Below are 26,462 nucleotides of genomic sequence, written 5' to 3' on the forward strand. Positions count from 1 at the left end.
GACAAGGGTAGTGAGCCTCGTCATATTATTTGTTGCAAAGTCGCTCATAGTCGTGAGTATATCGAAGGTCCCAGGCTTTCCAAGTACCGGGTAACTGTGAAGTCATTACAAAACTGTAAGGATCTACCGGTGGGTCAGGTGCTACTCTAAAGGTCTCAATAACGCGAAACCGCTTGACTTCCTGCAATGACACGCGTGTAATTCTCGTATTGATCGATTCGTTATAAGGAGTCTTCCGCATGTGGAACATCTTCGGTGACGGACCCCTCGAGTGGTCCGAGGACGCCGATGCGGCGCTGTACGCCCGCGTTGACGGCCCCCTTGCGTGGCAGCAGCACGCACTGTGCGCGCAGACGGATCCCGAAGCATTTTTCCCCGAAAAGGGCGGCTCCACTCGCGAGGCCAAGGCTGTTTGTCAGGCATGCCAGGTGCGCGAGGATTGCCTCGAGTACGCGCTCGCCAACGATGAGCGTTTCGGTATCTGGGGTGGCATGTCCGAGCGTGAGAGGCGGCGCCTGCGCCGTATGGCCGGTTGATTCCCACGTCGCGCTCCGTCGGCGCCATCCTCGTCACCCGGGGTGACGCGCCGCTCACCCAGTCCGTTCTTCGGGCCATCGATGCTCAATCGATGGCCCCGGACTCCCTTACCATCATTGACGTCGCCGGGCGCCACGTCACCCCCTTCCCCGCCGACCGCGTCCCCGCCGGAGCCGAGCTCGTGCGCGTGGGCCGCGCGCGCACCCTTGGAGACGCCATTCGCCGCGCGCAGGCCCAGGGTGCTCCCTTCGCCTCCGCCCAGTGGTGGTGGATTCTCCACGACGACTGTGCGCCCGAGCCCGAGTGCCTGAGCGAACTCGTCCAGGCCGCCGCCGTCGGCAAAACAGTCGGCGCGGTCGGAGTTAAACAGCTGAGCTGGGACGGGCAGCGTCTCCTCGAACTCGGCATCTTCGCGACCTCCAGCGCCCGTCGCCTCGAGCGCATCGGCGAGGAGGAAATCGACCAGGGCCAGTACGACGGCACGACCGACGTACTCGGCGTCGGAACCGTCGGCATGCTCCTGCGCGCCGAGGCCTACCGGGACGTCGACGGCTTCGACCCCGCCCTCGGACCCTTCGGCGACGGCCTCGACATGGGACGGCGCCTCCACCTCGCCGGCTACCGCGTCATCGTCGCCCCGCGCGCCCGCGTGCGTCACGCCCGCGCCTCCCTCACCCCCGCGCTCGAGGCCGGCGCCGCCCCGGATACTACCGCGTCGGCCGACCCCGCCGAGGCGGACGCCCTCCGTGAGGCCGAACAGGCCAAGTCCTTCCGTCGGCGCCGCTTCGCGCAGCTATACAACTGGTGCAAGGCCACTCCGGCGCTCGTCCTGCCCTTCCTGGCGGCCTGGCTCCTCGTGTGGACCCCCGCCCGTGCCCTCGGACGCATCGTCACCGGCCGGTCCTCCCTGGCCGTGCCGGAGATCGCCGCGCTGCTCTCGCTGATGGGCGCGACCCCGCGCCTGCTCGCCGGGCGCGCACGGGCCGCCAAGAGCCGCACCGTTCCGCGCTCCGCGCTGCGTTCTCTCGAGGTGACGCCCGCGTCGCTGCGCAAAGAACCAGCCCACGTCGACGAGGATGAACACGGCGAACGCATCGACCCGCTCATCGTCGCCTCGATGCGGCGCTACCGTCTTCGGTCGGCGTCCGCCGCCGTCGGTCTCCTCGTCCTGACCTCTCTTCTCGCGGCCCTCCAGTGGTGGGGGTCGAGCTCCGGACTCGTCGGCGGCGCGTGGGTCTCTGCGCCCGCCTCGTGGACCGAGCTGTGGAACGCCGCGTGGTCCGGATGGATCCCGGGCGGCGACGGCTACGCCGGGGGCGCCGACCCCCTGACGATCCTCCTGGCCCTGCTCAGCGCCCCCGCGGCGCCCCTGGGCATCACGCCCGGCGCGGTCGCGACCTTCCTCCTCGTCGCTTCCTCGCCCTTGGCCGCGATGGTCGCGTGGGTGCCCACCCGCTCCCTGACCTCCTCGCTGCGGGTCCGATTTCTGCTCTCGCTGGCCTGGGCGCTCGCACCCGCCCTCCTCGTGAGCGCGATGCACGGCGTCCTGGCCGGCGTACTCGCACATGTGGCCCTGCCGGTCCTGGCCGCCTACTGCGCGCCCGAGGCCCGCCCCCTGCTCGTGGACGGCGCCTCCGGCGTCACCAGCGCCCCCGTGTGCCCGCGCGGCGTGAACGCCGGCTGCGCGGCCCTGGCGGTTCTCGTTCTCGGATGCTGCGCGCCCATCGCCGTGGCGGCGAGCCTCATCGCGCTCGTGTGGCGTTCGCGTCGGCGCGCCCTCGTCGCGCTTCCCGCCGCGCTCGTGTGCGCCCCCACCTACGTCTCCATCCTCGCCCGCCCCTCGGCGTGGCCTGCCCTCGCCTCCACGACCGGTGGCGTGCACGCCTACACGCGCGCCTCCTCGTGGATGGCCCTTCTCGGCATGCCGGCCGCCCCCCGCAGCGTCCTTGAGGGGACCGTGCTGGGAGCCCTTGGCGCCGGGAGCGTCCTCCTCGCCGTCCTGGCGCTCGCGCGCCACCGGTCGCGCTCCCTCGGCGCCCTCGCGTGCGGCGCGCTCGTGGCCGCGGCAGCCGGGTGGGCGGCCTCGCACGTCGGCGTGGGCCTCGACGGCGCCTGGGTGGCCTCGGCCTGGACGTCCCCGGCCCTGTCCCTGTCCTACGGCCTCCTGCTCCTGTGCGCGGCTCGCGTCGGCGCGCCGGTCACGACCGACGAGGCCGTGGCCGCGTGGGACGGCCCCCGATCCCTCGCGCTGCGCGCCGCCGGGGTCCTCGGCGCGCTCGCCCTCCTCGCGGTGGGCGCCACGCAGTCCGCGGCAGCCTTCGCGGCACGCGGGGACGCCTCCCAGACCCCGACCTACGTGCTCGCCCAGCGCGAGACGGTCTCGCCCGTGGGGACGCCCATCGTCTCCGCCGTCGCCTCCCAGGCCCAGCGTTCGCCTCGCGCCGGACGCATCCTCGTCCTGGACGGAGACCCCGCCAACGGCACCGTCGACGCCTCCCTGTGGCGCGGCGCCGGTCAGTCCCTGACGGATGCCTCGCCCTCCGTGCGCGCCCTCGCCCTCGCCCGGGCCCGCCGCAGTGCGGCCACGGGCACGGTGAGCGACCCGGCCACGGCCTCGCTCGCGCAGGCGGCCTACACGCTCGTCGTCTACCCCGATGACGCCACCGTGGACGCCCTCGCCGCCCACGGCGTCGACACGATCCTGGTTCCCCTTGGCGCCAGCGGCGCCCAGGCCCTCGCCTTCGGCCTCGACCGTGCGGCCGGCCTGGAGAAGGTCGGCGACACCAACTCCGGGACGGTGTGGCGCGTGCGCCCGGACGCGACCACGCCCTCGCGCGTGCGCGTCGAATCCCCCGCGGGCGTCACCAGCCCCGTGGGCGCCTCCCAGCTGCGCGTCGACGGCGACGTCAACGCCATCGGTACCCTCGTCCTGGCCGAACGCGCCGACTCGGGCTGGCGAGCCTTCGTCGACGGAGTCCCCCTCGCGGCCGCCGACCCGGTCGACGGGTGGGCGCAGGCCTTCGACATGCCCGCCGCCGGTCACCTCACCGTCAGCTACGACGCCTGGTGGATCATCCCCTGGCGCATCGCCTCAGGCATCAGCCTGGTCATCGCAGCGGCCAGCGCACTATCCGCGTGGAGGAAGAGATGAACGTGCACCGGATTGCCTCCCTGGGTGCCATCGCGCTCGCCGGGCTCGGGGCCACGGTGCTCGCCTCTGGGTCCCTGTTGATCGACTCCGCTCCCGCGAGTGTCGAGGGCAGTGATCAGAGCGCCCACCCCTCGCAGGTCCAGCTCGCCTGCCCCACCGGCCTCGTCGACCCCTTCAACACGACGAACGTCGCGGCCGCGACCACATGGTCCTCCCTGTCACGCACCCCGATCAGCCCGGCTCCGGCCTCGGTGACCGGCGTCGGCGGCGTCATCCCGACCGCGCTGACCCTCGCGGGGCAGGGCGGCGGTGAACTCGCCGGGCTCAGCGCCGTCGGCTGCGCAGCCCCGCGTACCTCCCAGTGGATCGCCGTGGGCGCCACCACCTCCGGCGCCGACATGGTCCTGATCCTGTCCAACCCCGGCCCCACAGCCTCGGTCGTCAGCGTCGATGGGTACGGAGCGACCGGCCCCATCAACGCCTCCCCGCGTCAGGTGACCGTCGCCGCCGGGACGACCGTGTCCGTGCTGCTGGCCGGATGGTTCCCCGACGAAGGTTCCCTCGCGGTCCACGTGCAGGCCGACGGGGGAGGCGTCGCCGCCTGGGCCCAAGCCTCGCTCATGAACGGCGAGATCCCCCAGGGCACGACGCTCGCCTCGGCGGTCGTCCCGGCGACCACCCAGACGATCCTCGGTGTCGACCCCTCGGGTACCTCCCTGCTGCGCCTTCTCGCCCCCTCGGGCGAGGCGCACGTCGCCGTGTCCGTCGCGGACTCCGACGGCGTTCACCCCCTCGGCGGCGGGCAGGCGACGGTGGCCCAGGGCAGCACCCTCGAGATGCCCCTGGACGGCGCCTCCAAGGACTCCACGCCGATCGCCCTCATCGTTTCCTCCGACCGGGAGATCGTCGCGCAGACGACCACGATCACGCTGGGCGCCCCGTGGGCCGAGCGCGCGAACGCATGGGTCATGCGCTCCAATGCTGCGCCCGCCACCTCGCTCACGCAGGCCGACATCCCCGGTCGGCGCACCCTGGAGTCCATGGCGACGCAGGTGCTGTCCACCTCGCCGATCCGCGACACCTCGGTGGCGACGGACTCCGGGGTGAGCGCGACGCGCGCCAGCCTGCTGCTCTACGCGCCAGCCACCGGTGCCGAGGCCTCCCGGCAGGACGGCGACGAGCAGTCCGGCACACCCGCGCCCACGGCGACCCCGAACATCTGGGCCTCCCCCTCACCCGCGGCCACGAGCGCGCAGTCCGGAGACCGGGGCGCCGCCCAGTCCACCGGCACCAGCCCCTCCACCCCCGGCGCCGTCACGGTGACCGTTGGCGGACGCACCGTGTCGATTGCCCCCGGAGTGCCCACTCTCGTCGAGCTGCCCGAGGAAGCCGCTCAGATCAACGCCGATTCCCCCATCCAGGCCGCCGTCGTCGTCTCCGCCGACACGGCAGTCGGGCGCATGAGCACGACCTGGAACGTGGGCACCGAAGGCATCAGCGCGGTGCACGGATCCATCCGCACCAACAACTGACCAGGTCCGCGCCCCTCCTAGCGAGGCCCGCGCGACGGGGAACCGACGGGGCCACTGGCGAGGCCCGCGGCGCCAGCGCCTCAGCGCATCGCGTCGTCAATCTCGTCGGGCGGCAGCGCCAGGATGTGACTGATCCGCTCCACCAGGACCCGGCGGGTCACCACACCCACCTCCTCGAGCGGACAGCGCAGCGTAATGGGCAGGCGATACACGACGATTCGGTCACGCAAACCCCGGCGTCGATCCGCCGGAAAAATGCGGGCCACGACGACGTTGTGAGACTCCCAGGACGCGGGATTCGACGGGGGAACGTCCTCGACCGCGAACTCGATCGTCGCGACCTGCGGCCAGCGCCCGATCAGCTCCGACACGAGCTCGCCGACCATCAGATCAAAGTCCTCCCGGCGCGTGCGCCAGGCAGGGGTCCCCGGGAAAAAGAGGGGACCGCGAGGACCGCGACCGTGCCGGTCGCGGCTCGAAACATAGCGTCGGCTCGCACACACCCCACCAGCGTAGGACCACGGCGTGCTGGAGCGCGCGATGCGGGCACAGAGTGTCGTACTCTTAGGGGCGTGATTGCCCAACGACACTGCTCGAAGCCCGGCTGCTCCGCCGTCGCCGTCGCCACCCTCACCTACGACTACCGTGACTCCACGGTCGTCGTCGGCCCCCTCGCCACCGTCGCGGACCCCAACTCCTACGACCTGTGCGACGAACATGCCCAGAACCTGAAGGCGCCCCTGGGCTGGCAGGTCGTGCGCCTGGCCACCACCTTCGAGCCCGCCCCGCCCTCGGGCGATGACCTCGCTGCTCTGGTCGATGCCGTCCGAAGGGTCGCCCAAGAAGCCCAGCAGGCCCCGGCCTCGGCCCCAAACGCGCGCACCCCACGCACCGGGCCCTACGCTTCGGCGCGCTCCGTGGGAAACCCCGACACCTCCAGCCCCCTGGATCCCTCCAGCCCGTATGCGCGTCGGCGCGCCCAATTCACCGTCGTCGACGGCGAGGAGGGGGCCGGCCGGGACTGAGCGCTACAGGCCGAAGCGGGGCTTGGTCGCCTCGTGGAAGCGTTGCGCGCCCCGGTGACGCCGCTCGATCTCGCGCCACCACTCCCGATCCCTGCGTGCCACCAGTACGGCGGCAATCACGAGCTCAGGGTGAAGCCCCTCGGGCAGGGGAGTCTGCACGCGCCGGGAGAGGCGATCCGCCAGTGAGGTCGCGACCTGGATCCTCAGCGCCCTGTTCAGGGAGCGGTTCGTGCCCAAGAACGCGCGAGCCTCGGCGACGAGCTCATCATCCAGGGGCAGGATCGTCGCAGTGGCAGCCCACACCTCAAGCCCCGGGGGCATCACGAGCGGCGGATAGAAGACAGCGGAGCCCTGCGAACACACCATCGTCCCGGCGGCCAGGTCACCCAGACGCTTGCCCTTGGAACTCAAAAACTCCGACGCGAGGGCGATGGCTCCGAGGGACAACCAGTTTTCCACGATCCCCACCCCGACACGAACCGCACTGTGGCGCGCCGTGATGGGGCCACCGTCGTCGCGCACGACGCGCAGGTTCATCGCCCACTTGCCCAGCGAACGCCCGCCGGTGGCAACCTCGACCGCGAAGGGGACGAAGAACAAGGTGGAAGAGGTGAGGGCAATGATGAAGATGCGCAGAGCCGATTCTGAGTCGCCCGACCAGGTCTTGGTCGCGATCAAGATGAGGATGAACATGGCGCCCACATACGTCGTCCCGTCGATCGTGGCGGAGGCGATCCTCTCCATCGGAGACGCGGGGGAGACGTCAAGACTCACCGCCTCGCCAGTGCGGACGTAATCATCCTGAAAGTCGCTCGACTCGATGCGTTGCGCGCTCATATGTGACACGCTAGTCCAATGGACATCGATGTGCTGCGGGTAAGCGGAAAAAACCAGTGGAAACGTCTCGATGAGCTCACGCGCGCCCGCGTACTGAGTGGCGAGGACATCGACGAGCTCGACCGCCTCTACCGCAGCGCTACCACGGACCTGGCGCGCGTGCGCACGGTGAGTCCCGACCCCGACGTCATCGCCGAACTCTCGCGCATCCTGTCGGCCGCGCGCGGGCGCCTGGCGGGCACCGGCGGCCTCACGGGCGCCGTCATCGCCCGCTTCTTCGTCGTCTCCCTGCCGCTGGCCCTGTACCGCATCCGCTGGGTGATCCTGGGGGTGATGGCCGTCTTCATCGCGCTGTGCGCGATCCAGGCCCACTACATGATGACAACCCCCGAGGCCATGAACGAGCTGGGCAGCCCCGAGAGGCTACGCACCTACGCGCAGTCCGAGTTCGTCGAGTATTACAGCCAGGACACGCACGCGGAATTCGGCGTGTCCGTGTGGGCGAACAACGCCTGGATCACCCTGATCAGCATCGGAACCGGCATCACCGGCTTCTTCCCCCTCAAAATACTGTGGGACAACGCGGTCTCACTGGGGACCTCCGCCGCGGTCGTCATCACCTATGGGGGCGCGTGGCACTTCTTCCGCTTCATCCTGCCCCACGGCGTGCCCGAGCTGACCGCGGTGTTCATCTCGATCGCGGCCGGGCTGCGGATCTTCTGGGCGTTCCTGGTCCCGGGCCCCGCGTCGCGCTTCCAGGCCGTCGGGCAGGCGGCGCGAGCCGCGATGACCGTGGCGGTGGGGTGCGCGATCCTGCTGGCGGGTAGCGGATTCCTGGAGGGCTTCGTGACGCCCTCCGAGCTGCCCGACGCCCTCAAGATTTCCCTCGGCCTCCTCCTGACGGCGGCGGCCTGGGCCTACATCCTCCTCCTCGGGCACCGCGCCGATCGGGCCGGGCTAAGCTCCGACGTCGGCACCGACGCCGGCTACTATCAGCCGGTCTCCGGCTAGGTCCCCGCTCGCCCGCTAGAGGCGCCCGCTAGAGGCGCCCGCTCTTCTTCAGCTCGATGTAGCGATCAGCCGTGCGGGCGGGCAGCAGGTCGGCGGAGGCCTGGAGCGTGAGGGCGCCGGCGAGGCGCACGTCGGCCGCCCCGGCCTCGTCCGCGCGCTGGGAGAGGGCTGCTGAGGCCGCCAAAAAGACCTCCTCGGCGTCCGCGCGGCCACGGCGCGCGCGCAGCTCGTCCGGGTCCGTCGCCGAGGCCACGAGCACCGTGTGACGCTCGGTCAGGCGCGACAGGGCATCCGTGAACTCTGTCTCCATGCCCGCGGGTGGGATCTTCGTGGCGATAACGACGAAGGCCGAATGGTGCACCGTCTGCTCGACGGTGGCCGCGACCTGCGACCAGTCGGTCACGTCCAGGCGCGCGGAGATGTCCGTGAAGGTGCGAGCGAGCGTCTCGATGATCTTCGGGCCGCGCACTCCGGAAACGCGGGCACGAACGTGTGAGTCCACTGCCAGGACGTGGACCTTGTCGCCCGCGCGGTCGGCGAGCGCAGCGAGGAGGAACGCCGTCTCGATAGAGGAGTCCAGGCGCGGCGCGCAGCCCAGGGCGATGGAATCCACCTCCATGCGCTCGGGGGCGCCCAGCAGCGCCGACGCGGCACGCCCGCAGTCCACGACGATGACGACGTGGCGGTCGCGTTCGGGACGCCACTGGCGCACCATGAGTTCGGGCGCGCGCGCCGAGGCCCTCCAGTCGATGTCGCGGGGGTCGTCGCCCAGGACATAGGCGCGCAGCGAATCGAACTCCGTTCCGGCCCCGCGCAGCGTCGTCGGGGTGGTGCCCTCCAGCTCGTGCAGTCGGGCCAGGCGCGAGGGCAGCAGGACGCGCGCCTTGAACTCGGGCAGGACCGACAGCGTCAGGGGCGCCGCGATGGATACCTGTCGTGCGCCCAGGTGTAGCGGCCCCCAGGAACGGATCGTGACCACGTCGGCGTGACGGGTTCCGCGGCGCGTCGGCGACAGCGTCGTGGAGATCTTCTCGGCGCCTCGCCCACCGATGGACACGCGTCGGCGCGGCGGCGAGGGGCGCAGGGAGGGCGGCCACGCGTCGCGCACGTCCAGGCTCATGCGCCGCTTCGTCGTGTTGGACAGGCGCAGGGTGGCCGTGGTCGTCTGGTCGGCGCGGATCGGGCCGGTCACCTCGCGCCGCAGGCGCAGGGTGCGCGGCGAGGGGGCGCCGAGCGCGTCGAGCACGCAGGTGGCGACGATGATGCCAAACCAGCCCCACGCGAAGGCCCGCGAGGGGGCGAACGCGAGCGGGATGAGCCCGACGAGGACGAGGAGCGCGCTGCGCGCCGAGACGATCATGGAGGCCTCAGCGGGGGACCGGGGTCGCCGCGAGGACGCCCGAGACGACGTCGGTGGCCGTGATGCCCTCGAGGTTGGCCTCGGCACGCAGCCCCAGGCGGTGCGCGAGCGTCACGGGCGCCATCGTCTTGACGTCGTCGGGGGTGACGAAGCCTCGGCCCTGCAGGAACGCCCAGACGCGCGAGGTGCGCAGCAGGGCGGTGGCGCCACGCGGGGAGACCCCGAGGCGCACGGCGGGGGAGGTGCGCGTCGCGCGGCACACGTCGACCAGGTAGGCCATGACGGCGGGCGCGATCTCGACGCGAGAGGCGGCCACGGCGGCGGCGTGGATGTCGGCGGCACCCGCGACCGGGCGGATGCCGGCCTCGGCCAGGGACATGGGGTTAAAACCCGCCTGATGGCGTGCGACGATGTCGATCTCCGCCTCACGCGAAGGAAGGGGCAGCTCGAGCTTGACGAGGAAGCGGTCCAGCTGGGCTTCGGGCAGCGGGTAGGTGCCCTCGTATTCGACGGGGTTCTGAGTCGCGATCACCATGAAGGGGTCAGGCAGCGCGCGGGTCGCGCCGTCGATGGAGACGGTGTGTTCCTCCATGGACTCCAGGAGCGCGGACTGCGTCTTGGGGGGCGTGCGGTTGATTTCGTCGGCGAGGAGGAGATTCGTGAAGACGGGACCTTCGCGGAAGACGAACTCGGAGCGCCCCGCGTCCCACACCATCGAGCCGGTGATGTCGGCGGGCATCAGGTCGGGGGTGAACTGGATGCGCGCCATCTCGACGTCGAGGGCTCGCGCGAGGGTGCGCACCAGGAGGGTCTTGGCGACGCCCGGGACGCCCTCCAGCAGGGCATGCCCGCCCGCGACGAGGGCCACGATGAGGCCGGTGGTCGCCCCGTCCTGGCCGACAACGGCCTTGCCGATTTCGGCCTTGAGCGCCAGGAGCGCCCCCTGCGTGTTCTTCTCGGCTTCGCTCAGGGAACGGCCCGACCATCCTTCGCCCGTGGGGGCAGTGAACGAGGCCGGGGCCCCCTGGGCGGGCGCGGCCAGGTTGGCGCCGCCGCGGGGCGCGTACCCGCCGGGAGGGACTGCGCCGGCCCCGGTGGGACCGTACTGCGGGGTGGGCATGGGGCTAGTCATGGCGTATCTCCTTCTCGAGGGCGTCGAGGTCGTTGGCGAGTTGGACGAGGTCCGCTTCGGAGGTCGGGGGAGGTCCCCACAGCAGCGTCTCGTAGCGGGAGGGGGGCAGGCCTCGCGCTTCGATGGCGCGAACCAGCGCCTCGCGGTCGGCGCTGTGTGCGACGCCGAGCGTGGATGCGATGCGCGAGGCCGTGGCGGAGCGCAGGGCCGTGGCGGCGTGCGCGTAGGAGCGCTGGGATCGCATGAGTCGCGCCTTACCAACGAGGGTTTCCGCCGCCGGAACCTCGATGGGCAGGCGCTCCGGTGTTAGGGGGCCCAGGCGCTTGCCGCGCGCCAGGGAGGCCAGCAGAACAGCTCCGATGACCATGAGGAAGGCGGGGGCCAGGTAGGGCGACTCAGTGAGGACGGGGTCTTCCTGCGACATGGAATCGTCGGAGGTGACGACGTACCAGGCGACCTTGTCGGTGCGGCCGATCGCGTTGAGGGCGAGCGCGGCGTTGCCCTCATCCAGGATCGCGCGGTTGCGCACGCGCAGCGAATCGGGGATGACGGCGCGGAACCTGCCGGGCTCGGAACGCTCCGCGTAGGCGTATTCCTGTCCGTCGGCGGTGAAGCACAGCTGCCAACCGGAGCCGCCGTTCGAGACCGTGTAGTTGGAAGACGTCAGGGAACGGGCGCGGTTGGCCGCCTCGGAGGAACACCCCGGCGAGGTTCGTTCGGGTGCCTTCCATGCGCGCGAGGACGTGAGGCCGTCCAGGTAGGAGGGCGAGGACCCGTATTCCTGCTCGAGCCCGATGTAGACGACGTTGGCTCGCGTCGAGATCCCGGCGCGCACGGAGGGTGACATGCGGGAGGGGAAGACGACGACGAGGGTCGTGTGCTCGTCCACCGTCGTCGCCTCACGCGCACCGACCTCGCGCACCGAGACCCCGTGGCGCTCCAGCACCTGCGCCAGGGCGCGCGCACCGTCCCCCAGGGGGTTGCGTATGCCGACGGGCGTGGAGTCAAAGCCCGCGCGGGGAAGAAAAGCAATCCCGATGCACACGAGGAGGAGGAAAACGACAATCATGATCGCCGGACGCGCCGCGCTCACGCGCTCGCGGGCCGTGGGGCTCACGATCTGGACCTGCGTGGCTTTCATGCGTTCTCCTGGGCCCGCTGGCAGGCGTGCACAACGAGAGGCGCGAGTTCGCGCAGCGCGTCCACGTCTTCACGCGACACGGAGGAATGACCGTAGCGGACGCGGTCGAAGGTGCGGGCGTGGTGCCCGAGCTGTTGACCGTACTCGGTGGCGAGTCGCGTCGCCGCATCCGCGGCTTCTTTCGCCGTCAGGCCGGGCGTGGAGGAGACGACATCGGCCGTGTCCAGTCCCAGGACCAGCAGGCGGTAGGACCACACGTAGGCCAGGTTCCAGTCCCCGGCCGCCACGGCCTCGTCCAGGGACGCGCGCACGTCCTCCGCGGTGGTCTCCTCCTCGAAGACGGAGTGCGAGGCCCGCGACCGCAGGCGAATCGGGTTGAGAATCAGTGCGATGATGATGGCCGCGAGCGCGATGATGCCCAGGATGATGAGGACCAGCGAGATCGGAGGTGCGCCGGTGCCGCTCCAGGAGGTGGCCTTCGAGAGGCCATCGAGGAAGGACTGGATGAAGCGCGCGATGGGATTCGAGTCGGCGTTGTATTCCGCGCGCGACAGTTCCTCGCTCAGCCAGGACTGAGCCTCGTCGTTGTCGGGCGTCAGGGGAGCGCCGCACGCGAGCACGTGAGTCACCCCCGACCCTGGCTTGCCTGCGCGAGGACGATGGCGAAGTTTTCCTTGCGGATCTTCTGGTCCACGTACATGAGCGTCTGATACGCCGACATGATCGGTAACACGAGGCTGTAGACAAGGGTCTGCAGGGCGCTCGTGATGATGAGGAGCACGACAAAACTCCACGCAGTGTTGGGGTCGTCAAAGGACGCGGAGCTGAGGAACGCGAAGCCGGCACCCATGACGATGACGCTGATCAGCGTGCTGATGATATTGATGATCACGCCGCACACAACGCCGATGAGGAGCACGCGGCCGAGCGTCATCCAGAAGGCGCCGGAGGTCAGGGTCCACGAGCGCTTGAGGGACTGAATGGGGCCCTTGTGTTCGAGGACCGCGCAGATCGGCGCGTACAGGAAACGCACGCTCAGCGAGTACAAGGCGAGCAAGAGAGGCAGTCCGATCAAGAACATCACGCCGGCGAGCGAATACGCGATATCGGATTCGATGCCTTGGATCAGCATGGCCAGGAAGCCTACGGCCCACAGGATCATGGGGATGGCGATGATGAGGAAGAGGAGGAAGGACGCCCCGATCATTGGCAGGAGGCGGCCCCTGACCATGGACCATGCCTGGCCGAAGGTGATCTTCGTGCCGATCACCATCTGCGAGACCGTTACCGACAAGACTCCGTTGATGAGCGCTGCTCCGAGGAAGGTCGCCAGGAAGAGGACCACGTAGCCCAGGAGCATGGAGATGAGGGACAGGGAGGACGATGCGAGGACGTCGCTGTACGAGGCCTGCGGGTCAGACGTGGACTCGCTCAGTGACATGAGCGAGTAGAAAGGTATGAAAACGGCCAGGCCGTTCACGAGGGCCACGATCGCCATGATGAGGATCGTGTAGCCGAAGAGAACCTTGGGGTTGCGGCGCAGCGCGGCGAAGGAGCCGCTCATCAGATCCGAGAGGGTCAGCGGGCGCAGCGCGATGATGCCGGGTTTGGCGGCCCACGCCCAGGAGGTCGATTGGCTGTAGCCGGAGGCGCCGGGTCCCGCATCGGGCCGCGGCTGCCCGTTCTGAGGGGAGGGGAGGGGGGAAACGGGCTGGGTGCCGGGTGCGACGAAGCCGGGCTGGCCGGGCTGGGTGGGCTGGGTGCCGGGTGCGACGAAGCCGGGCTGGGCGCCGGGTGCGACGAAGCCGGGCTGGGCGCTCGACTGCTTGGAGCGCTCCCGGGCGGAGTCGGTCGGATCGGGGGACATCCACGGCGAACTCATCATTGCCTCCAGCATCTCGGTGTTGTACTAGTCTCAATCCTGCCATAGCAACGGATGGGGTGACACCTCTTGTCGGTAAAAAAATGCGGCGGCGCCGGTCGAATCTCCTGCATCCGTGACGAATTCGTGACACTATCGTGACATGAGTTCGCGCATCCTCGTCGTCGACGACGACGTCGCCCTGGCCGAGATGATCGGCATCGTCCTCGAGAATGAGGGCTTTCGCGTCGCCTTTTGTGCCGACGGTTCACAGGCGCTGACTCGGTTTCAGGAGAACAACCCGGACCTGGTCCTCCTCGACGTTATGCTCCCCGGCATGGACGGCTTCGACGTGTGCCGGGCAATCCGTCGCGTCTCTGACGTGCCGATCGTTATGTTGACCGCCCGCTCTGATACGTCCGACGTCGTCACCGGGCTCGAAGCTGGCGCGGACGACTACGTCCCCAAGCCCTTCAAACCCAAGGAACTCGTCGCCCGCGTGCGCGCGCGACTGCGCGGCCGCGAGGACGCGCAGGCCGACGAGGGCCTGACCCTGCAGGACCTGTCAATCGACGTCGCCGGCCACATCGTCAAACGTGGGGCCCGCGTCATCGCGCTGACCCCCCTCGAATTCGACCTGCTCGCCACGCTGGCGCGCTCCCCCTGGAAGGTCTTTTCCCGCGAGGAGCTCCTCGAGCAGGTGTGGGGATACCGCCACGCCGCCGACACCAGGCTCGTGAACGTCCACGTGCAGCGCCTGCGCTCCAAGATCGAACGCGACCCGGAAAAACCCGAACTGGTCGTCACCGTCCGCGGAGTGGGCTACCGTGCCGGCGCGGGAGCGTAACCACCCCCTGCGTCTCCTCACCGGGGCCGTGGCCTCGTCGAGGCCGTGGACGTTCCTGCGTTCCTCGCAGATCGTTCACCGCATCCGCCATTCCCTCTCGGCCAAGCTCGCCGTCGCGATCACGCTCGCGGCCCTCGTGCTCCTCCTCGTCTTCGGCATTATCGTCGCCTCCCAGCTGCGCTCCTCGATGTTCGAAACCCGCAAGGATGCGATCCTGGCGGACGCGTCGCTGCGCTTCTCCTCGGCCCAATCCGTCTTCTCCTCCTCGACCGCCACGTCCCCCGACCAGGTCCAGGAATCCGCGCGCGGCGCCCTGGCCTCGCTCAAGGCGTCGGCCGCCGGCGCCGGCGCGACCAACGTCGCCCTCCTGCGCTCGGAGGGCTCCACACCCTCGTTACGCATCAACCAGATCGAGGACGAACAGATGCGCGGGCTGATCACGCCCCAGATGCGCGAGGCCGTGGCTCAGGGAGGCGCCCAGTGGCAGTCCGTGGGCATCAGGGCCTCCGACTCCGACAAGGTCTCTCCCGGCATCCTCGTGGGCACACAGGTTCAGCTGCCCCGCGCGGGCACCCACGAGCTCTACATCCTCTACTCCCTGGCTGCCGACCAGCGCCAGGTCGACGTCGTCCTGCGCGTCCTCGTCCTGTCCGCCCTGCCGATCATCGTCACCCTGCCCATCGGCGTATTCGCCCTGCTGCACCGCCTCCTCCTGCCCGTGCGCCTGACCGTCTCGGCCGCCACGAAGGCCGCGGAGGGGGACCTGGACGTGCGCGTCGAGGTCCACGGCGCCGACGAAATGGCGGCCCTGGGGCGCGCCTTCAACGCGATGACCTCCTCCCTGCAGGACACAATCTCGCGCTACGACGAACTGGCCAAGCTCCAGCAGCGCTTCGTCTCCGACGTCTCCCACGAGCTACGCACTCCGCTGACCACCATCCGCATGGCCGAGGACATCGTGTGGGACAACCGCGAGGACCTGCCCGCGCACGCGCGCCGCTCCGCCGAGCTCCTACACGATCAGACCGAACGCATGGAACAGATGCTCGCGGACCTGCTCGAAATCTCGCGCTACGACGCCGCCAGCGCGCTCCTGGACGCGGAGGAACGCGACCTGCGCCCGATCGTCACCCGCGTCGTCGAGGCCTGCGCCGAGCTCGCGCAACGCCAGGGCGTCCCGGTCGAGGTCGTGGCCCCCGCCCGGGCCGCAGCCGAGATCGACGAGCGGCGCATCGAGCGCGTCATCCGCAACCTCGTCGTCAACGCCATCGAGCACGCGGACGGGACCCGGGTGACCATCACGGTGGCCACTAGCGCCACTGACGTGGCCTGCCGCGTGCGCGACCGAGGCGTGGGCATGACCCAGGAGGTCGCCGACCACGTCTTCGACCGTTTCTACCGGGCCGACACGGCGCGCGCTCGCACGACGGGCGGCACTGGCCTGGGGCTAGCCATCGCGACGGAGGACGTGGCGATCCACGGAGGCCGCCTCCAAGCCTACGGCGAGCCGGGCAAGGGAGCCTCGTTCCTGATGACCCTGCCCAAGCACGCCGGAGACGAGATCGCCAGCCGGCCGCTTGCCCTGTGGGAGGACGAATGAGGAGACATCTCGCCCTGATCGCGTGCGCCGCGCTGGCGCTCGCGGGCTGCGCGTCGCTGCCCACGTCCTCGCCGCCCGCGCCCTTCGACGTGTCCGCGCGCGACGGCAGCGGCGTCCAGTTTTCGGCGGAGGGCCCCTCGGACGGGTCGGATGCCGCGACCCTCGTGTCGGACTTCCTGCTGGCGTGCGCCGCGGGACCCCAGGACGACTACGCGACCGCGCGCCTGTTCCTGACGGCGGCCTCGGCGCGCTCCTGGCAGCCCGAAACCGAGATCCTCGTCTACGACACGGACACGGCGCCCGCCGTCAGCGCGACCTCGGAGAATGCCTCGCGCTCCGAGGTGACGGTGTCCGTCCTGGGGGTGGCGAGCATCGACCAGGCGGGCGTGCTGACGCGCTCGAACGGGGCGACAGTTACGCGCACCTTCACTCTCGTCCGCGAGGATGGGCAGTGGCGCATTGACGCTCCCGAGAACATGATTCTCATCAGCCGGGCTGGCCTGACGGCCTCGTACTCGCTCGCGAACCTGTATTTCCCGAGCACTGATGGCACGGAACTGGTCGCGGATCCGCGCTGGTACCCCTCCCGGCGCCTGGCCTCCCACCTGCTGGCGGGCCTCGTCAACGGGCCGCGAGCCGACCTCGATTCCGTGGTCGCGAACGCGATCCCGGCGGGGGCGACGCTGCCCTCCCACGGCGTGGAGGTCAACGACGGGGTCGCTCGCGTCGAGCTGAACGCCTCCATGCCGCCGGGCGAGTCCGCGCGAGAGAGCCTGCAGTGGGAGCTGACGCGCACGCTCACCCAGGCCGCCGACGTGTCGCAGGTGAGCGTGTCCCTGACGGGCGAGGTCATGGAGGTGGCTGCCCTGCCGACGCCGCCCTCGTACTCTCTCGATACGCTGGTGGGCGCGGGGAGCTCGGGCGTGGGTATCATCTCCTCCTCGGGCGTGGCGCCCCGCGCCTCGGCCACCGACGCGTTGAACCCGACCGCGTCGCCGGTCGATTCGTCCCTGGTTGCCTGGAGTGGCGCCGACGGCGTCTACGCGGAGCGGGCCGGGACCGCGGTGGCTTTTCTGCCGGGCCAGGCCCCGCTGGGGCCCTCGATCGATCGCTACGGCTGGGTGTGGGGGCCGGCCACGTCCGCGTCGACGCTGAGCGTGGGCGGGGGAGCCGATGGCGCCTTTGATGTCGCCATCGAGTCGGAGAGTGCGGGGGAGATCCGCGCGGTTCGTGTCTCGCCCGATGGCTCGCGCGCCCTGGTGGTTCGCGGGTCGACGCCGAGCGCGTGGGTGGGCGTCATCGAGCGCGGCCCGGGCGGGCGGCCGCAGGCGGTGCGATCCTTGGAGCAGGTGTTTCTCGACGGCGCGGTCATCGACGCCTCGTGGACGACGTCGACGGGCCTCGCAGTCGCTGTGCGCGGGGGGAGCGGTGAGGACGATCAGCTTGTCACGATGACGCTGGGTGGACTGCCCTCGAGCCTGCCGCTGCCGATCCGCGTGTCGTCGATGAGCGCGGGGGCCTCCTCCGCGTCGGTCGTCATCGTGGGGACGGACGACGCGGGAAAGAAGCAGGTGCTGGTGCGCTCGGGTGCCCTGTGGCAAAACGTCGTCGTCGACGTGTCGTCCGCGCGATACGCGGGGTGAGGATCGTGGTTGGCTCGCGCCCTGTGGGTGCCCTCGTCGAGGGTTTCCTCGGCGCGGTCCTGCCCGTTCAGTGCGTGGGGTGCGGCGCCTGGGACGAGGTGTTGTGCCCGTCGTGCCGCTCGTGGGCGTGCGCGCAGCCGCTGCCTACGAGCCTGGAGGGCGCGCGCGGGGCGATTCCCGGACTGGTCCTGGGGGAGTATTCTGGAGCGCTGCGCAGGATCATCCTGGGCGCCAAGCACGCGGCGCGCACGGATGTCAGCGATTTCCTCGACGAGGCCGGGGCTACCCTCGGCGCGTCCCTGTGGCGGGTGGTGGGCGGCGCCAGCTCGCCCGCGTGGGTGCCGGGCTCGGGTCGTGGGAGGGATCGCCGGGGTGGGGCAGCGGCGCAGGTGTGGGTTGTGCCGGCGCCCTCGTCGTGGGGTAGGCGCCTGCGGGGCCGCCAGGTGGCGCTTCCTCTCGCACGCGGGGTTGCTCGGGGGCTGGCGCTGGGCTCTCCGCCGGGTGTGCGCGTGCGCGTCGTGGACGCGGTGGCCTTGCGCGCGGGCGCGGGTTCGCAGTCGGGCAAGGCGGGGGCGGCGCGCACGGTGGGGCGGATGGGGTCGATGCGAGCCCGCGTCGTGGCGCCCGCGGGCGCACTCGTGATTGCGGTGGATGACGTCGTGACGACGGGGGCGACGATTCGGGAGATGGAGCGTGTGCTCGGTCGCCTGGATGGGATCGCGGCGTTGGCCCGACCGGGGCTTATCTCATGACGCAGGTCACCGGTCTGGGGTATGCTGTAGGCACGGACTTTCGATAGCGCGATGGGCACAGACGCCTGTCACGTCAGTGCGGGAGGTGATAGCTCAGACCACGGTTCGGGCAGTGAGCACCGAACAATCCCCACCCGCGGGCAACGATGCCCGCCGCACACCATGGAGGAAACACATGGACATCACCGTCGTCGCACGTAATGCCGAGATTCACCCGAATTTCCGGGCATACGTGGAGGAGAAGGTTTCGAAGATCACCCAGTTCTACCCGCGCGCGCAGCGCGTGGACGTTGAGCTGACTCACGAACGTAACCCCCGCCAGGCCGACACCGCTGAGCGTATCGAGCTGACCGTCTACGGCAAGGGCCCGATCATCCGCGCGGAGGCTCAGTCTGCGGATCGCTACGCGGCCGTCGACATCGCCGCCGGGAAGCTCTACGAGCGCCTGCGCCGCCTGCGCGATCGCGTCAAGGACCACCGCCGTCGCTACCCGCGCGACCTGGTCGAAGCCGAAATCCTCGAAGTCGCTCCTGTCGTCGAAGAAGTCGCCGAGCCCGAGCCTGAGGCCCCCAAGCCGCTGCGCAGCGCGGAGGATCTAAAGGTCGGCGAGGCCCGTGAGGAGCAGTGGGGCGACACGCCCATCATCGTGCGCCAGAAGGTACACGAGGCGCCGCCGATGAGCGTGGACGAGGCCCTCGATCAGATGATGATGGTCGGCCACCCCTTCTTCCTCTTCGTCGACAAGGAAACGAACCAGCCGTGCGTCGTCTACCACCGTCACGGGTGGACGTACGGCGTGCTTCGCTTGAACACGACGATCTGACGGTTCACTGATGCGGCTGTGCCCCGGGCCTTGGGCCCGGGGCACAGCCGCATGTTCGCTCTGAGACGTTAAATTCGTCCATGTTTGCGCGGGCGTTTCCACTTTGGGCAGTTAGTTCGTAAACTAATGGGTGGATTTGACTGTTCGCTCTACAAGGGGGCGGGCTATAGACGTCAGGAGCTATTCGTGTCGATTATTGACAAGATCCTTCGCGCGGGCGAAGGCCGGATGCTGCGCAGGCTGGATCGTCTCGCGTCGCAGGTGGATGCCTTGCAGGAGGACTTCGAGGCGCTGACGGACGAGGAGCTGCAGGCCAAGACCCAGGAGTTCAAGGACCGCCTCGAGGAGGGCGAGACCCTGGACGACATCCTGGTCGAGGCGTTCGCGACGGTCCGCGAGGCCGCGTGGCGTATCCTGCGCATGCGTCCCTTCCATGTCCAGGTTATGGGCGGCATCGCCCTGCACCAGGGCAAGATCGCGGAAATGAAGACTGGTGAGGGCAAGACCCTGGTTGCCACGATGCCCTCCTACCTGCGTGCGCTGACCGGCAAGGGCGTGCACGTCGTGACGGTCAACGACTACCTGGCGAAGTACCAGTCGGATCTGATGAGCCGCGTGTATAACTTCCTGGGCATGACGTGCGGCTGTATCCTCGTGGGCCAGACGCCGGCCGAGCGCCGCGAGATGTACGCCTGCGACATCACCTATGGCACGAACAACGAGTTCGGCTTCGACTACCTGCGTGACAACATGGCGCAGGTTCCCGAGGACGTGGTCCAGCGCGGCCACGCCTTCGTCATCGTCGATGAGGTCGACTCGATCCTCATCGACGAGGCACGTACCCCCCTCATCATCTCGGGTCCCGCGGACGGTGACCTGAACCGCTGGTACGTGGAGTTCGCCCGCATCGCGCGCCTGCTCACGCGCGACGAGGACTACGAGGTCGACGAGAAGAAGAAGACCGTCGGCATCCTGGAGCCGGGCATCGATAAGGTCGAGGATCAGCTGGGCGTGGAGAACCTCTACGAGGCGGCGAACACCCCGCTGATCGGCTTCCTGAACAATGCGATCCGCGCCAAGGAGCTGTTCTTTAAGGACCGCGACTACATTGTGGACGGTGGGGAGGTCCTCATCGTCGACGAGCACACGGGCCGCGTCCTGCCGGGTCGGCGCTACAACGATGGCATGCACCAGGCGATCGAGGCCAAGGAAGGCGTGGAGATCAAGGCCGAGAACCAGACGCTGGCCACGATCACGCTGCAGAACTACTTCCGCCTCTACCCCGAGGGCTCGCGCTCGGGCATGACCGGTACGGCCGAGACGGAGGCCGCGGAGTTCGCGTCGACCTACAAGATTGACGTCGTCCCGATCCCCACGAATAAGCCGATGATCCGCAAGGACCAGCCCGACCTCGTCTATCCGACGGAGAAGGGCAAGCTCAACGCGATCATCGAGGACGTGGTGGAGCGCCACGAGGCCGGCCAGCCGGTCCTCATCGGTACTGCGTCGGTCGAAAAGTCTGAGCTGCTCTCCCAGATGCTCACGAAGAAGCACATCCCGCACCAGGTGCTCAACGCCAAGCAGCATGCCCGCGAGGCCGCCGTCGTCGCGATGGCGGGTCGCAAGGGCGCGGTGACGGTTGCTACGAACATGGCCGGCCGCGGTACCGACATCATGCTGGGCGGTAACTCGGAGTTCATCGCCCAGGCGAACCTGGCCGCCGAGGGGCTCGATCCCAAGGAGAACCCGGAGGAGTACCGCGAGGCGTGGCCCAAGGCCCTGGAGGCCGCCGAGGAGGCCGTGGAGGCCGAGCGTGACGAGGTGCGCGAGCTGGGCGGCTTGTACGTGCTCGGTTCGGAGCGCCACGAGTCGCGTCGTATCGACAACCAGCTGCGTGGTCGAAGTGGCCGTCAGGGTGACCCGGGCGAGTCGCGCTTCTACCTGTCGATGGAAGACGACCTGATGCGCCTGTTCAACTCGGGCATGGCCCAGCGCATCATGGCGTCCGGCGCCTACCCGGAGGACATGCCGCTGGAGAATCGTCTGGTGTCGCGTTCGATTGCGTCGGCCCAGCACCAGGTGGAGGCTCGCAACTTCGAGATCCGCAAGAACGTCCTGAAGTACGACGACGTCATGACGGGTCAGCGTGAGACGATTTACGCCGAGCGCCGCAAGGTGCTTGAGGGCGAGGACATGGGGCCGCAGCTGCGTTCCTTCGCGGAGTCGCTCGTAACGGGCCTGGTCGACGAGGTGATCGCCGACAAGCCGGTGGATGAGTGGGATCTGTCCTCCTTGTGGGAGAACCTGCGTGGCTACTACCCGCCGTCGGTCACGATCGAAGAGGTCGAGGAGGAGCACGGCGGCAGGAATTCCCTGGTCCGCGACGACCTCGTGACTGAGCTCGTGGGTGACATCCACGCAGTGTATGAGGACACGGAGGAGCGCCTCGACGAGAATCCGCTGGCGCAGGCGCAGCTGGGCGATGAGCCCATGCGCACGCTCGAGCGCCGCGTCGTCATCTCCGTGGTGGATCGCCTCTGGCGCGAGCACCTCTACGAGATGGACTACCTGAAGGAGGGCATCGGCCTGCGCGCGATGGGTCAGCGCGACCCGCTCGTCGAGTACAAGGACGAGGGCGCCCAGATGTTCCAGGCGATGGTCGAGCGCATCCGCGAGGAGTCCGTCCAGCAGGTGTTCAGCTTCGCCAAGCAGTTCGAGCGCGCCTTGGCCTCGGCGGAGGAGCAGGCGGGTGGCGCGATTACGCGCGCGACCGTGGCTCCGGCAGACATGGGGGAGGCGGGCGAGCCTCGTCGCGAGGCTGACGCCGAGCCGAGCGTCGAAGAGGTGGCTTCCGCCGAGTCCGCGGCCTCCGAGGCCGCTCGCGAGGCCGTGGCGCACGCCCGCTCGGTCATGGGCACCGTGGGCCGCGAGAAGGCGCCGAGCCGCGTGAGCTACAGCTCCGCGGAGGGTGCGTCGGCCCCATCCGCAGCCGGCGGTAACCGCGCGGAGCGTCGCGCGGCGGCCAAGAAGCGTCGCCGCCGCTGACGCGCGTCGTCTCAGTGGGCGAGGGGGTTCCTGCGGGAGCCCCCTCGCTCCTTTACGGGGGTGGGGTCAGGCGAGCTCGAGGGCGGTCGTCATCCACCGTCCCCGGTACTCTTCGAGGCGCAGGGCGAGCGCGTAGGTGCGCGTCGCCGTGGCGACGATGACGGCCACCTCCGTGTGTTTCTCGTCGATTGCGCAGGTGCGCACGTGGATGGGGGTGGTGCCGCGGGCGCAGGGGGAGAGGTGGACGCCGACGAGGGCAGCGTAGAGGTCGGGGAGGAGCCACCTGCGTAGCTGGGGTGCCTGGCGGGCTCCGGTGACGACCTCGACGATGGCGCGGGCGAGGAGGGCGGCCCAGGGGCCCGGATCCGGCAGGTCGGTGCGCAGGACGTCATGTTCGGGCATCGGTCTGAGGGCTGGCCTGGGGGAGCGCGCGAGCTGGCGAGGGGTGGACCATCGGAAAGGGGCTGCGGGCGCGGGGCGTGAGGGGGTAGGCCCGGTGTGGGGGCGAGCGGGCTGCTGCGTGCGTTGATGAGTCCGGGGGTGGATGGGGGTGCTCATGGCAGGTCCTGGGGGATGGATAGTTGCTGTCCGGGGTAGATCAAGTGCGGGGTGGCGATGGCTTGGGCGTTCGCGACGTGGATGGCTTGCCAGACGCGGGTGATGTGGGCGTCGTCGGAGCCTGGCCGCAGGGAGGCGGCGATGGACCAGAGGGAGTCGCCGGGGGCGACGGTGACGGTGTCGGGCAGGTCGGCCTGGCCGAGGGGTGGCGGATCCTGGGATGTGCCTTCCCGCGGGGCCGAGGCCGGGGTCGCCTCCGTTGCGCCCGTTTGCTGCGGCGTGGGGGCGCCGGGTGCGTCCGCCCACGTGAGTGACACGCCTGGGGAAGCGGTGTCCTGCGGGGCAGCCTGGGCGGCGCCGAGGGGCGCGGAGGTGATGAGCGCGGACCCGATGAGGGCACCCGCGCCCGCCCGGGAGAGCAGGGATCTCGACAGTCGCGTGCCGTAGCGTGAGACGAGGGCGTGGGCGCCCCGGCGCAGCGTCGGTGGCGCCAGGCGCAGCGTGGCCAGGTGGGCGACGGCTGAACACAGGAGGTTCCAGAACAGGAGCGCGAGGGCGAGGATCGCGAGGATCCACACGACCAGCGTCTCGGGAGCGTTGGGCGCCAGCGTGGGCGCCGCGTAGGCGAGGTAGAGGGCGTCGAGGGCGGCCGCCGGCGCGCCGACAAGCCACAGGAGTGCGTCGGTCAGGGGCGCCTGACCGCGTAATGAACGTGAATCGTGTGTCATGGCGAACTCTTCATTGAGGAGACGGATTCGATGGATAAACTATCCGCTTCATGCAAGCAGATGTCAATCCGTATCAGTTAATACGATTAAAGTGTGATGTGCAGCGCTCCAGCCGTCGTGTGTGGCATGGTAGGTCCATGGATATGCATGCCTTCATGGACGAGCTAGAAGCGCGCTTCGACGAGGAGAGGGGGCGTGAGATCGACGAGCTCATCGATGAGCTCACCGACGCCGAAAGAGCCTCCATCACGCTGTCCGCACGGCTCGCGGGCGCCGACGGGAGCGTGAGCCTCGCGCTGCGCGGGGGGAGCGTCGTCGTGGGCGAGGTGCTCGACGCGACCCGCTCGTGGGTGCTCCTGCGAGAGGGCGCCGGAGATAGCCTCGTCATGCTGCCCGCCGTCGTCGGCGCGTGGCCGCTCGGCCGCAGCGTCGCGCGCGAATCGTCGATTCGTGGCGGCGTCGGCGTCGGACACGTCCTGCGCGAGCTGTGCGCCCGCGCGGTCAGCGTCGCCATTGACTCGGACTGTGGTGACCACCGGGGAGTCATCGACGCGGTCTACGCGGACCACGTCGATGTCACCCTCAGCGGAGCGGCCCTCGGCTATGACGGCCGCGATGAACAGGAGGGGCAGACCGTCTCGCTGGCGCTCGCGGGGCTTCGTCGACTCCGCGTGCTCGGCCAGCGCTGGTCGCCTGCCTACTGAGCGTGCTCCGCCTTCTGACGCTCGCGCGTCGCGGCGTACTGGTCCTGGATGAACTGCTCCAGGACGGACTCTTCGACCCGCCAGACGTGCTTGCCGCCCACCTGGATGGCCGGAAGCTCGCCGGAGGAAACGAGGGCGCGGGTGGCTGACATCGTGAGATTCAGGGTCTCGGCGACGTCAGCGAGAGTGAGGAATCGTGTTGCCATGGCAACATGGTATCAGTTGAGATCGTTTCGTTTGAATGGTTTGAGTCGACAATTTTTCGCTTGTGAATCCGTCGATCTGATCGGTTGGTGACGATAGATAGTCGACAACCTACCGCTTTTCGGCGGAAGCGTGCATCATGGAAGGGTGAAACGCGTCTCAGCTTCAGTGTCGATTCCGGCGCGCGCCCCCGGCTTAATGGACCGGCGACTCCTCCTCGGCGTCGTCCTCATCATCGCGTCCGTGATCGCTTTCAGCTTCCTCGGCGGCTTCCTGCGGGGAGGAAACCGCGTCTACACCGTCACGACCAGCATCGCCCCGGGAGAGGCGATCACGGCCGACAACGTCCGTGAGGTCGTCGTCCACGTCGACCCGACCGTCTACGCTCCGACCACCGAAACTCCCCTGGGCACGCGCGCGACACGCCTCCTCACCCCCGGTCAACTCGTCATGCGCACCGACCTGGCCACCGGCTCCCAGGCGGGCGCACGCGACCCCGACGGCATGTACCGCGTCGCAATCACCGTCACCGCGGGACTGCCCGACGGTGTCGCCGACGGTACGCCGATACGTCTGTGGACCGTGCCCACCCGCTCCGCCTCACCCACAGAGACGAGCGCGCGCGAAATCGAGGGCACCTTCACCTTCGTGCGCACGGTCGACACCTCGGGTTCCCAGGCGCGCAGGGGAACACGCATCGAAATCATGGCGAACGCGGCTGCCCTGCCCACGCTCCTGGCCTCCCAGACCTCGACCGACGAGCTCGCCGCCGTCCCCGTGGGGGCGCCGTGAGCGCCGTTCACGGGGTCGTCATCCTGGCCGATCAACGATACGAGGCCCCGATCATCCAGGCGATCCAGTCGCGCGCAGACGCGCTGGCCATCGTGCGACGCTGCGCTGACCTCGCCGAGGTCATCGCCGCCGCGCGTGCCGGCGTCGCAGACCTGGCCGTCATTGACGGAGCCGACCCGGACCTGACGGCCGAGGCCGTGGGCGCCCTGCGCGAGGCCGGCATGGAGGTCGTCGCACTGGCTCAGCACACCGAGCGCTTGCGCCTGTCAGCCCTCGGCGTCGCCTCAGTCGCCGCGCCCGCCAGCCCCGAACAGGTCGTCAACTCGCTCATCGCCGCGACCCGCACGCGACGCTCCCAACCGGCCACGGCCTCGTCCCCGCCACCGCCTCCCCCCACCAGCGCGGGCTCCGTTCTGGCCGTGTGGGGGACATCGGGGGCGCCGGGGCGCACAACCCTGGCCGCGGGCATCGCGACGATGCTCGCCGCGCGCGCCCCCACGATCCTCATCGACGCCGACACCTCCAACCCGACCCTCTCGCACCTGCTCGGGCTGCCCGTCTACGCCTCCGGCCTCTCCGTCCTCGCGCGCGCCGCCTCACGAGGGGCCCTGACCCCCGAGGACCTAGTCGGCGCGTGCACGAGACGCTCCGAGGGGCTGCGCATCGTCACCGGCCTGGTCACCCCCCACCGGTGGCGCGAGGTCAGCCGCACCAGCATCGAGGCGATCATCGCGCAGGCCCGTCTGTGTGCGCGCTACAGCGTCATCGACCTGGCGGCAACCTCCCTCGAGAAGGCCTCTCGCGGCGCGAACCGGGACGATGTCGCCCTCGGCGTCCTCGCACGGGCCGACCGCCTCGTCGTCGTGGCGCGCGGGGACATCGTCGGCGTCAACCGGCTCTCCTTCCTGGCGCGCTGGTGGGAGGAACACGGGCGCGACATCCCCGTCGACATCATCGTCAACCGCGTCACCTCAGACGCGATCGGGCCCCGCCCCGTCGCCGCGCTGCAGGCCGCCATCGGCGCGTTCATGCCCGGGCACATCTTCCACACCGTGAGCGAGGACGGCGGGGTGGGACGGGCGTCCCTGCGCGCCAAGGCGCTGGGAGAAAGAGGCACGGGTTGCCTCGCCGCCGACGAGTTGGAAGCAATCGTGGCCCAGTGGGTGCCTACACTGTGAG

The 26,462-nt window shown here is 69.6% G+C and carries 24 protein-coding genes; 14 read left to right on the top strand and 10 right to left on the bottom strand.

Features of this window, described 5'->3' with window-relative positions:
* Window positions 1-239: 239 nt before the first annotated feature.
* From QU663_RS03070 to QU663_RS03080, 3 genes are read left to right on the top strand one after another with little or no spacing between them, the layout of a single operon-like run.
* On the top strand, window positions 240-536 hold the full coding sequence (locus tag QU663_RS03070) for a WhiB family transcriptional regulator (RefSeq protein ID WP_009057337.1): 297 nt from the start codon (window positions 240-242) through the stop codon (window positions 534-536).
* A complete protein-coding gene (locus QU663_RS03075; RefSeq protein WP_304990671.1) occupies window positions 533-3,688 on the top strand; it encodes a glycosyltransferase family 2 protein in 3,156 nt (1,051 codons plus the stop codon). Before QU663_RS03070 ends, QU663_RS03075 begins: the two co-directional genes overlap by 4 nt.
* Window positions 3,685-5,220 (top strand): DUF5719 family protein, encoded by a 1,536-nt coding sequence (locus QU663_RS03080; RefSeq protein WP_021611588.1) that lies wholly within the window; start codon window positions 3,685-3,687, stop codon window positions 5,218-5,220. The genes QU663_RS03075 and QU663_RS03080 overlap by 4 nt, the downstream gene beginning before the upstream one ends.
* An 80-nt stretch (window positions 5,221-5,300) precedes the next feature.
* On the opposite strand, the gene QU663_RS03085 is transcribed toward QU663_RS03080, so the two are convergent.
* A complete protein-coding gene (locus tag QU663_RS03085; RefSeq protein WP_021611587.1) occupies window positions 5,301-5,606 on the bottom strand; it encodes a metallopeptidase family protein in 306 nt (101 codons plus the stop codon).
* Between the two features lie 186 nt (window positions 5,607-5,792).
* Between QU663_RS03085 and QU663_RS03090 the strand changes: the two genes are divergently transcribed.
* Window positions 5,793-6,245, top strand: a complete 453-nt coding sequence (locus tag QU663_RS03090; protein ID WP_021611586.1) for a DUF3499 domain-containing protein — start codon at window positions 5,793-5,795, stop codon at window positions 6,243-6,245.
* A 3-nt stretch (window positions 6,246-6,248) separates the two neighbouring features.
* On the opposite strand, the gene QU663_RS03095 is transcribed toward QU663_RS03090, so the two are convergent.
* Window positions 6,249-7,082, bottom strand: a complete 834-nt coding sequence (locus QU663_RS03095) for an RDD family protein (RefSeq protein WP_009056503.1) — start codon at window positions 7,080-7,082, stop codon at window positions 6,249-6,251.
* Window positions 7,083-7,100: 18 nt separating this feature from the next.
* Between QU663_RS03095 and QU663_RS03100 the strand changes: the two genes are divergently transcribed.
* On the top strand, window positions 7,101-8,093 hold the full coding sequence (locus QU663_RS03100; RefSeq protein WP_021611585.1) for a stage II sporulation protein M: 993 nt from the start codon (window positions 7,101-7,103) through the stop codon (window positions 8,091-8,093).
* A 28-nt stretch (window positions 8,094-8,121) separates the two neighbouring features.
* Here the strand turns inward: QU663_RS03100 and QU663_RS03105 are convergent, their stop codons facing one another.
* From QU663_RS03105 to QU663_RS03125, 5 genes are read right to left on the bottom strand one after another with little or no spacing between them, the layout of a single operon-like run.
* Entirely contained in the window at window positions 8,122-9,453 is a 1,332-nt protein-coding gene (locus tag QU663_RS03105; protein WP_021611584.1) for a DUF58 domain-containing protein, read from the bottom strand.
* Between the two features lie 7 nt (window positions 9,454-9,460).
* Window positions 9,461-10,585: a MoxR family ATPase gene (locus QU663_RS03110; protein ID WP_084437407.1), complete on the bottom strand. Its 1,125-nt coding sequence runs from the start codon at window positions 10,583-10,585 to the stop codon at window positions 9,461-9,463.
* Window positions 10,578-11,726 carry a DUF4350 domain-containing protein gene (locus QU663_RS03115; RefSeq protein ID WP_021611582.1) on the bottom strand — a complete coding sequence of 383 codons (1,149 nt, stop codon included), beginning with the start codon at window positions 11,724-11,726 and terminating at the stop codon, window positions 10,578-10,580. The genes QU663_RS03110 and QU663_RS03115 overlap by 8 nt, the downstream gene beginning before the upstream one ends.
* Window positions 11,723-12,355, bottom strand: a complete 633-nt coding sequence (locus QU663_RS03120) for a DUF4129 domain-containing protein (RefSeq protein WP_021611581.1) — start codon at window positions 12,353-12,355, stop codon at window positions 11,723-11,725. The genes QU663_RS03115 and QU663_RS03120 overlap by 4 nt, the downstream gene beginning before the upstream one ends.
* Window positions 12,352-13,611, bottom strand: a complete 1,260-nt coding sequence (locus QU663_RS03125) for a hypothetical protein (RefSeq protein ID WP_296494461.1) — start codon at window positions 13,609-13,611, stop codon at window positions 12,352-12,354. The genes QU663_RS03120 and QU663_RS03125 overlap by 4 nt, the downstream gene beginning before the upstream one ends.
* Window positions 13,612-13,750: 139 nt before the next feature.
* Between QU663_RS03125 and mtrA the strand changes: the two genes are divergently transcribed.
* From mtrA to secA, 6 genes are all read left to right on the top strand, one after another.
* Window positions 13,751-14,434 carry an MtrAB system response regulator MtrA gene (mtrA, locus tag QU663_RS03130; protein ID WP_021612290.1) on the top strand — a complete coding sequence of 228 codons (684 nt, stop codon included), beginning with the start codon at window positions 13,751-13,753 and terminating at the stop codon, window positions 14,432-14,434.
* Window positions 14,415-16,034, top strand: a complete 1,620-nt coding sequence (gene mtrB / locus QU663_RS03135; RefSeq protein WP_021612289.1) for an MtrAB system histidine kinase MtrB — start codon at window positions 14,415-14,417, stop codon at window positions 16,032-16,034. The genes mtrA and mtrB overlap by 20 nt, the downstream gene beginning before the upstream one ends.
* Entirely contained in the window at window positions 16,031-17,677 is a 1,647-nt protein-coding gene (locus tag QU663_RS03140) for a GerMN domain-containing protein (RefSeq protein WP_021612288.1), read from the top strand. The genes mtrB and QU663_RS03140 overlap by 4 nt, the downstream gene beginning before the upstream one ends.
* A 5-nt stretch (window positions 17,678-17,682) precedes the next feature.
* Entirely contained in the window at window positions 17,683-18,429 is a 747-nt protein-coding gene (locus QU663_RS03145; RefSeq protein WP_051267783.1) for a ComF family protein, read from the top strand.
* A gap of 175 nt (window positions 18,430-18,604) precedes the next feature.
* On the top strand, window positions 18,605-19,252 hold the full coding sequence (gene hpf / locus QU663_RS03150; RefSeq protein WP_021612286.1) for a ribosome hibernation-promoting factor, HPF/YfiA family: 648 nt from the start codon (window positions 18,605-18,607) through the stop codon (window positions 19,250-19,252).
* A 186-nt stretch (window positions 19,253-19,438) separates the two neighbouring features.
* Window positions 19,439-22,297 carry a preprotein translocase subunit SecA gene (gene secA, locus QU663_RS03155; protein WP_034480294.1) on the top strand — a complete coding sequence of 953 codons (2,859 nt, stop codon included), beginning with the start codon at window positions 19,439-19,441 and terminating at the stop codon, window positions 22,295-22,297.
* Window positions 22,298-22,363: 66 nt separating this feature from the next.
* Here secA and QU663_RS03160 read toward each other — a convergent pair whose 3' ends face one another.
* Together QU663_RS03160 and QU663_RS03165 are read right to left on the bottom strand one after the other, a co-directional pair.
* On the bottom strand, window positions 22,364-22,699 hold the full coding sequence (locus QU663_RS03160) for an Rv3235 family protein (RefSeq protein WP_021610897.1): 336 nt from the start codon (window positions 22,697-22,699) through the stop codon (window positions 22,364-22,366).
* A 152-nt stretch (window positions 22,700-22,851) separates the two neighbouring features.
* A complete protein-coding gene (locus QU663_RS03165) occupies window positions 22,852-23,583 on the bottom strand; it encodes a LysM peptidoglycan-binding domain-containing protein (RefSeq protein ID WP_021610896.1) in 732 nt (243 codons plus the stop codon).
* A gap of 137 nt (window positions 23,584-23,720) precedes the next feature.
* On the opposite strand from QU663_RS03165, the gene QU663_RS03170 reads away from it, so the two are divergent.
* Window positions 23,721-24,287: a hypothetical protein gene (locus QU663_RS03170; protein ID WP_021610895.1), complete on the top strand. Its 567-nt coding sequence runs from the start codon at window positions 23,721-23,723 to the stop codon at window positions 24,285-24,287.
* On the opposite strand, the gene QU663_RS03175 is transcribed toward QU663_RS03170, so the two are convergent.
* Window positions 24,281-24,493: a helix-turn-helix domain-containing protein gene (locus QU663_RS03175; protein WP_009055879.1), complete on the bottom strand. Its 213-nt coding sequence runs from the start codon at window positions 24,491-24,493 to the stop codon at window positions 24,281-24,283. The genes QU663_RS03170 and QU663_RS03175 overlap by 7 nt on opposite strands.
* 196 nt (window positions 24,494-24,689) lie before the next feature.
* Here QU663_RS03175 and QU663_RS03180 point away from each other — a divergent pair, with 196 nt between their 5' ends.
* Window positions 24,690-25,283 carry an SAF domain-containing protein gene (locus QU663_RS03180; RefSeq protein ID WP_021610894.1) on the top strand — a complete coding sequence of 198 codons (594 nt, stop codon included), beginning with the start codon at window positions 24,690-24,692 and terminating at the stop codon, window positions 25,281-25,283.
* A complete protein-coding gene (locus QU663_RS03185; RefSeq protein WP_021610893.1) occupies window positions 25,280-26,461 on the top strand; it encodes a hypothetical protein in 1,182 nt (393 codons plus the stop codon). The genes QU663_RS03180 and QU663_RS03185 overlap by 4 nt, the downstream gene beginning before the upstream one ends.
* Window position 26,462: the final 1 nt, after the last annotated feature.

It is taken from the genome of Schaalia sp. HMT-172 (genome assembly GCF_030644365.1).
Taxonomy (GTDB): Bacteria; Actinomycetota; Actinomycetes; order Actinomycetales; family Actinomycetaceae; genus Pauljensenia.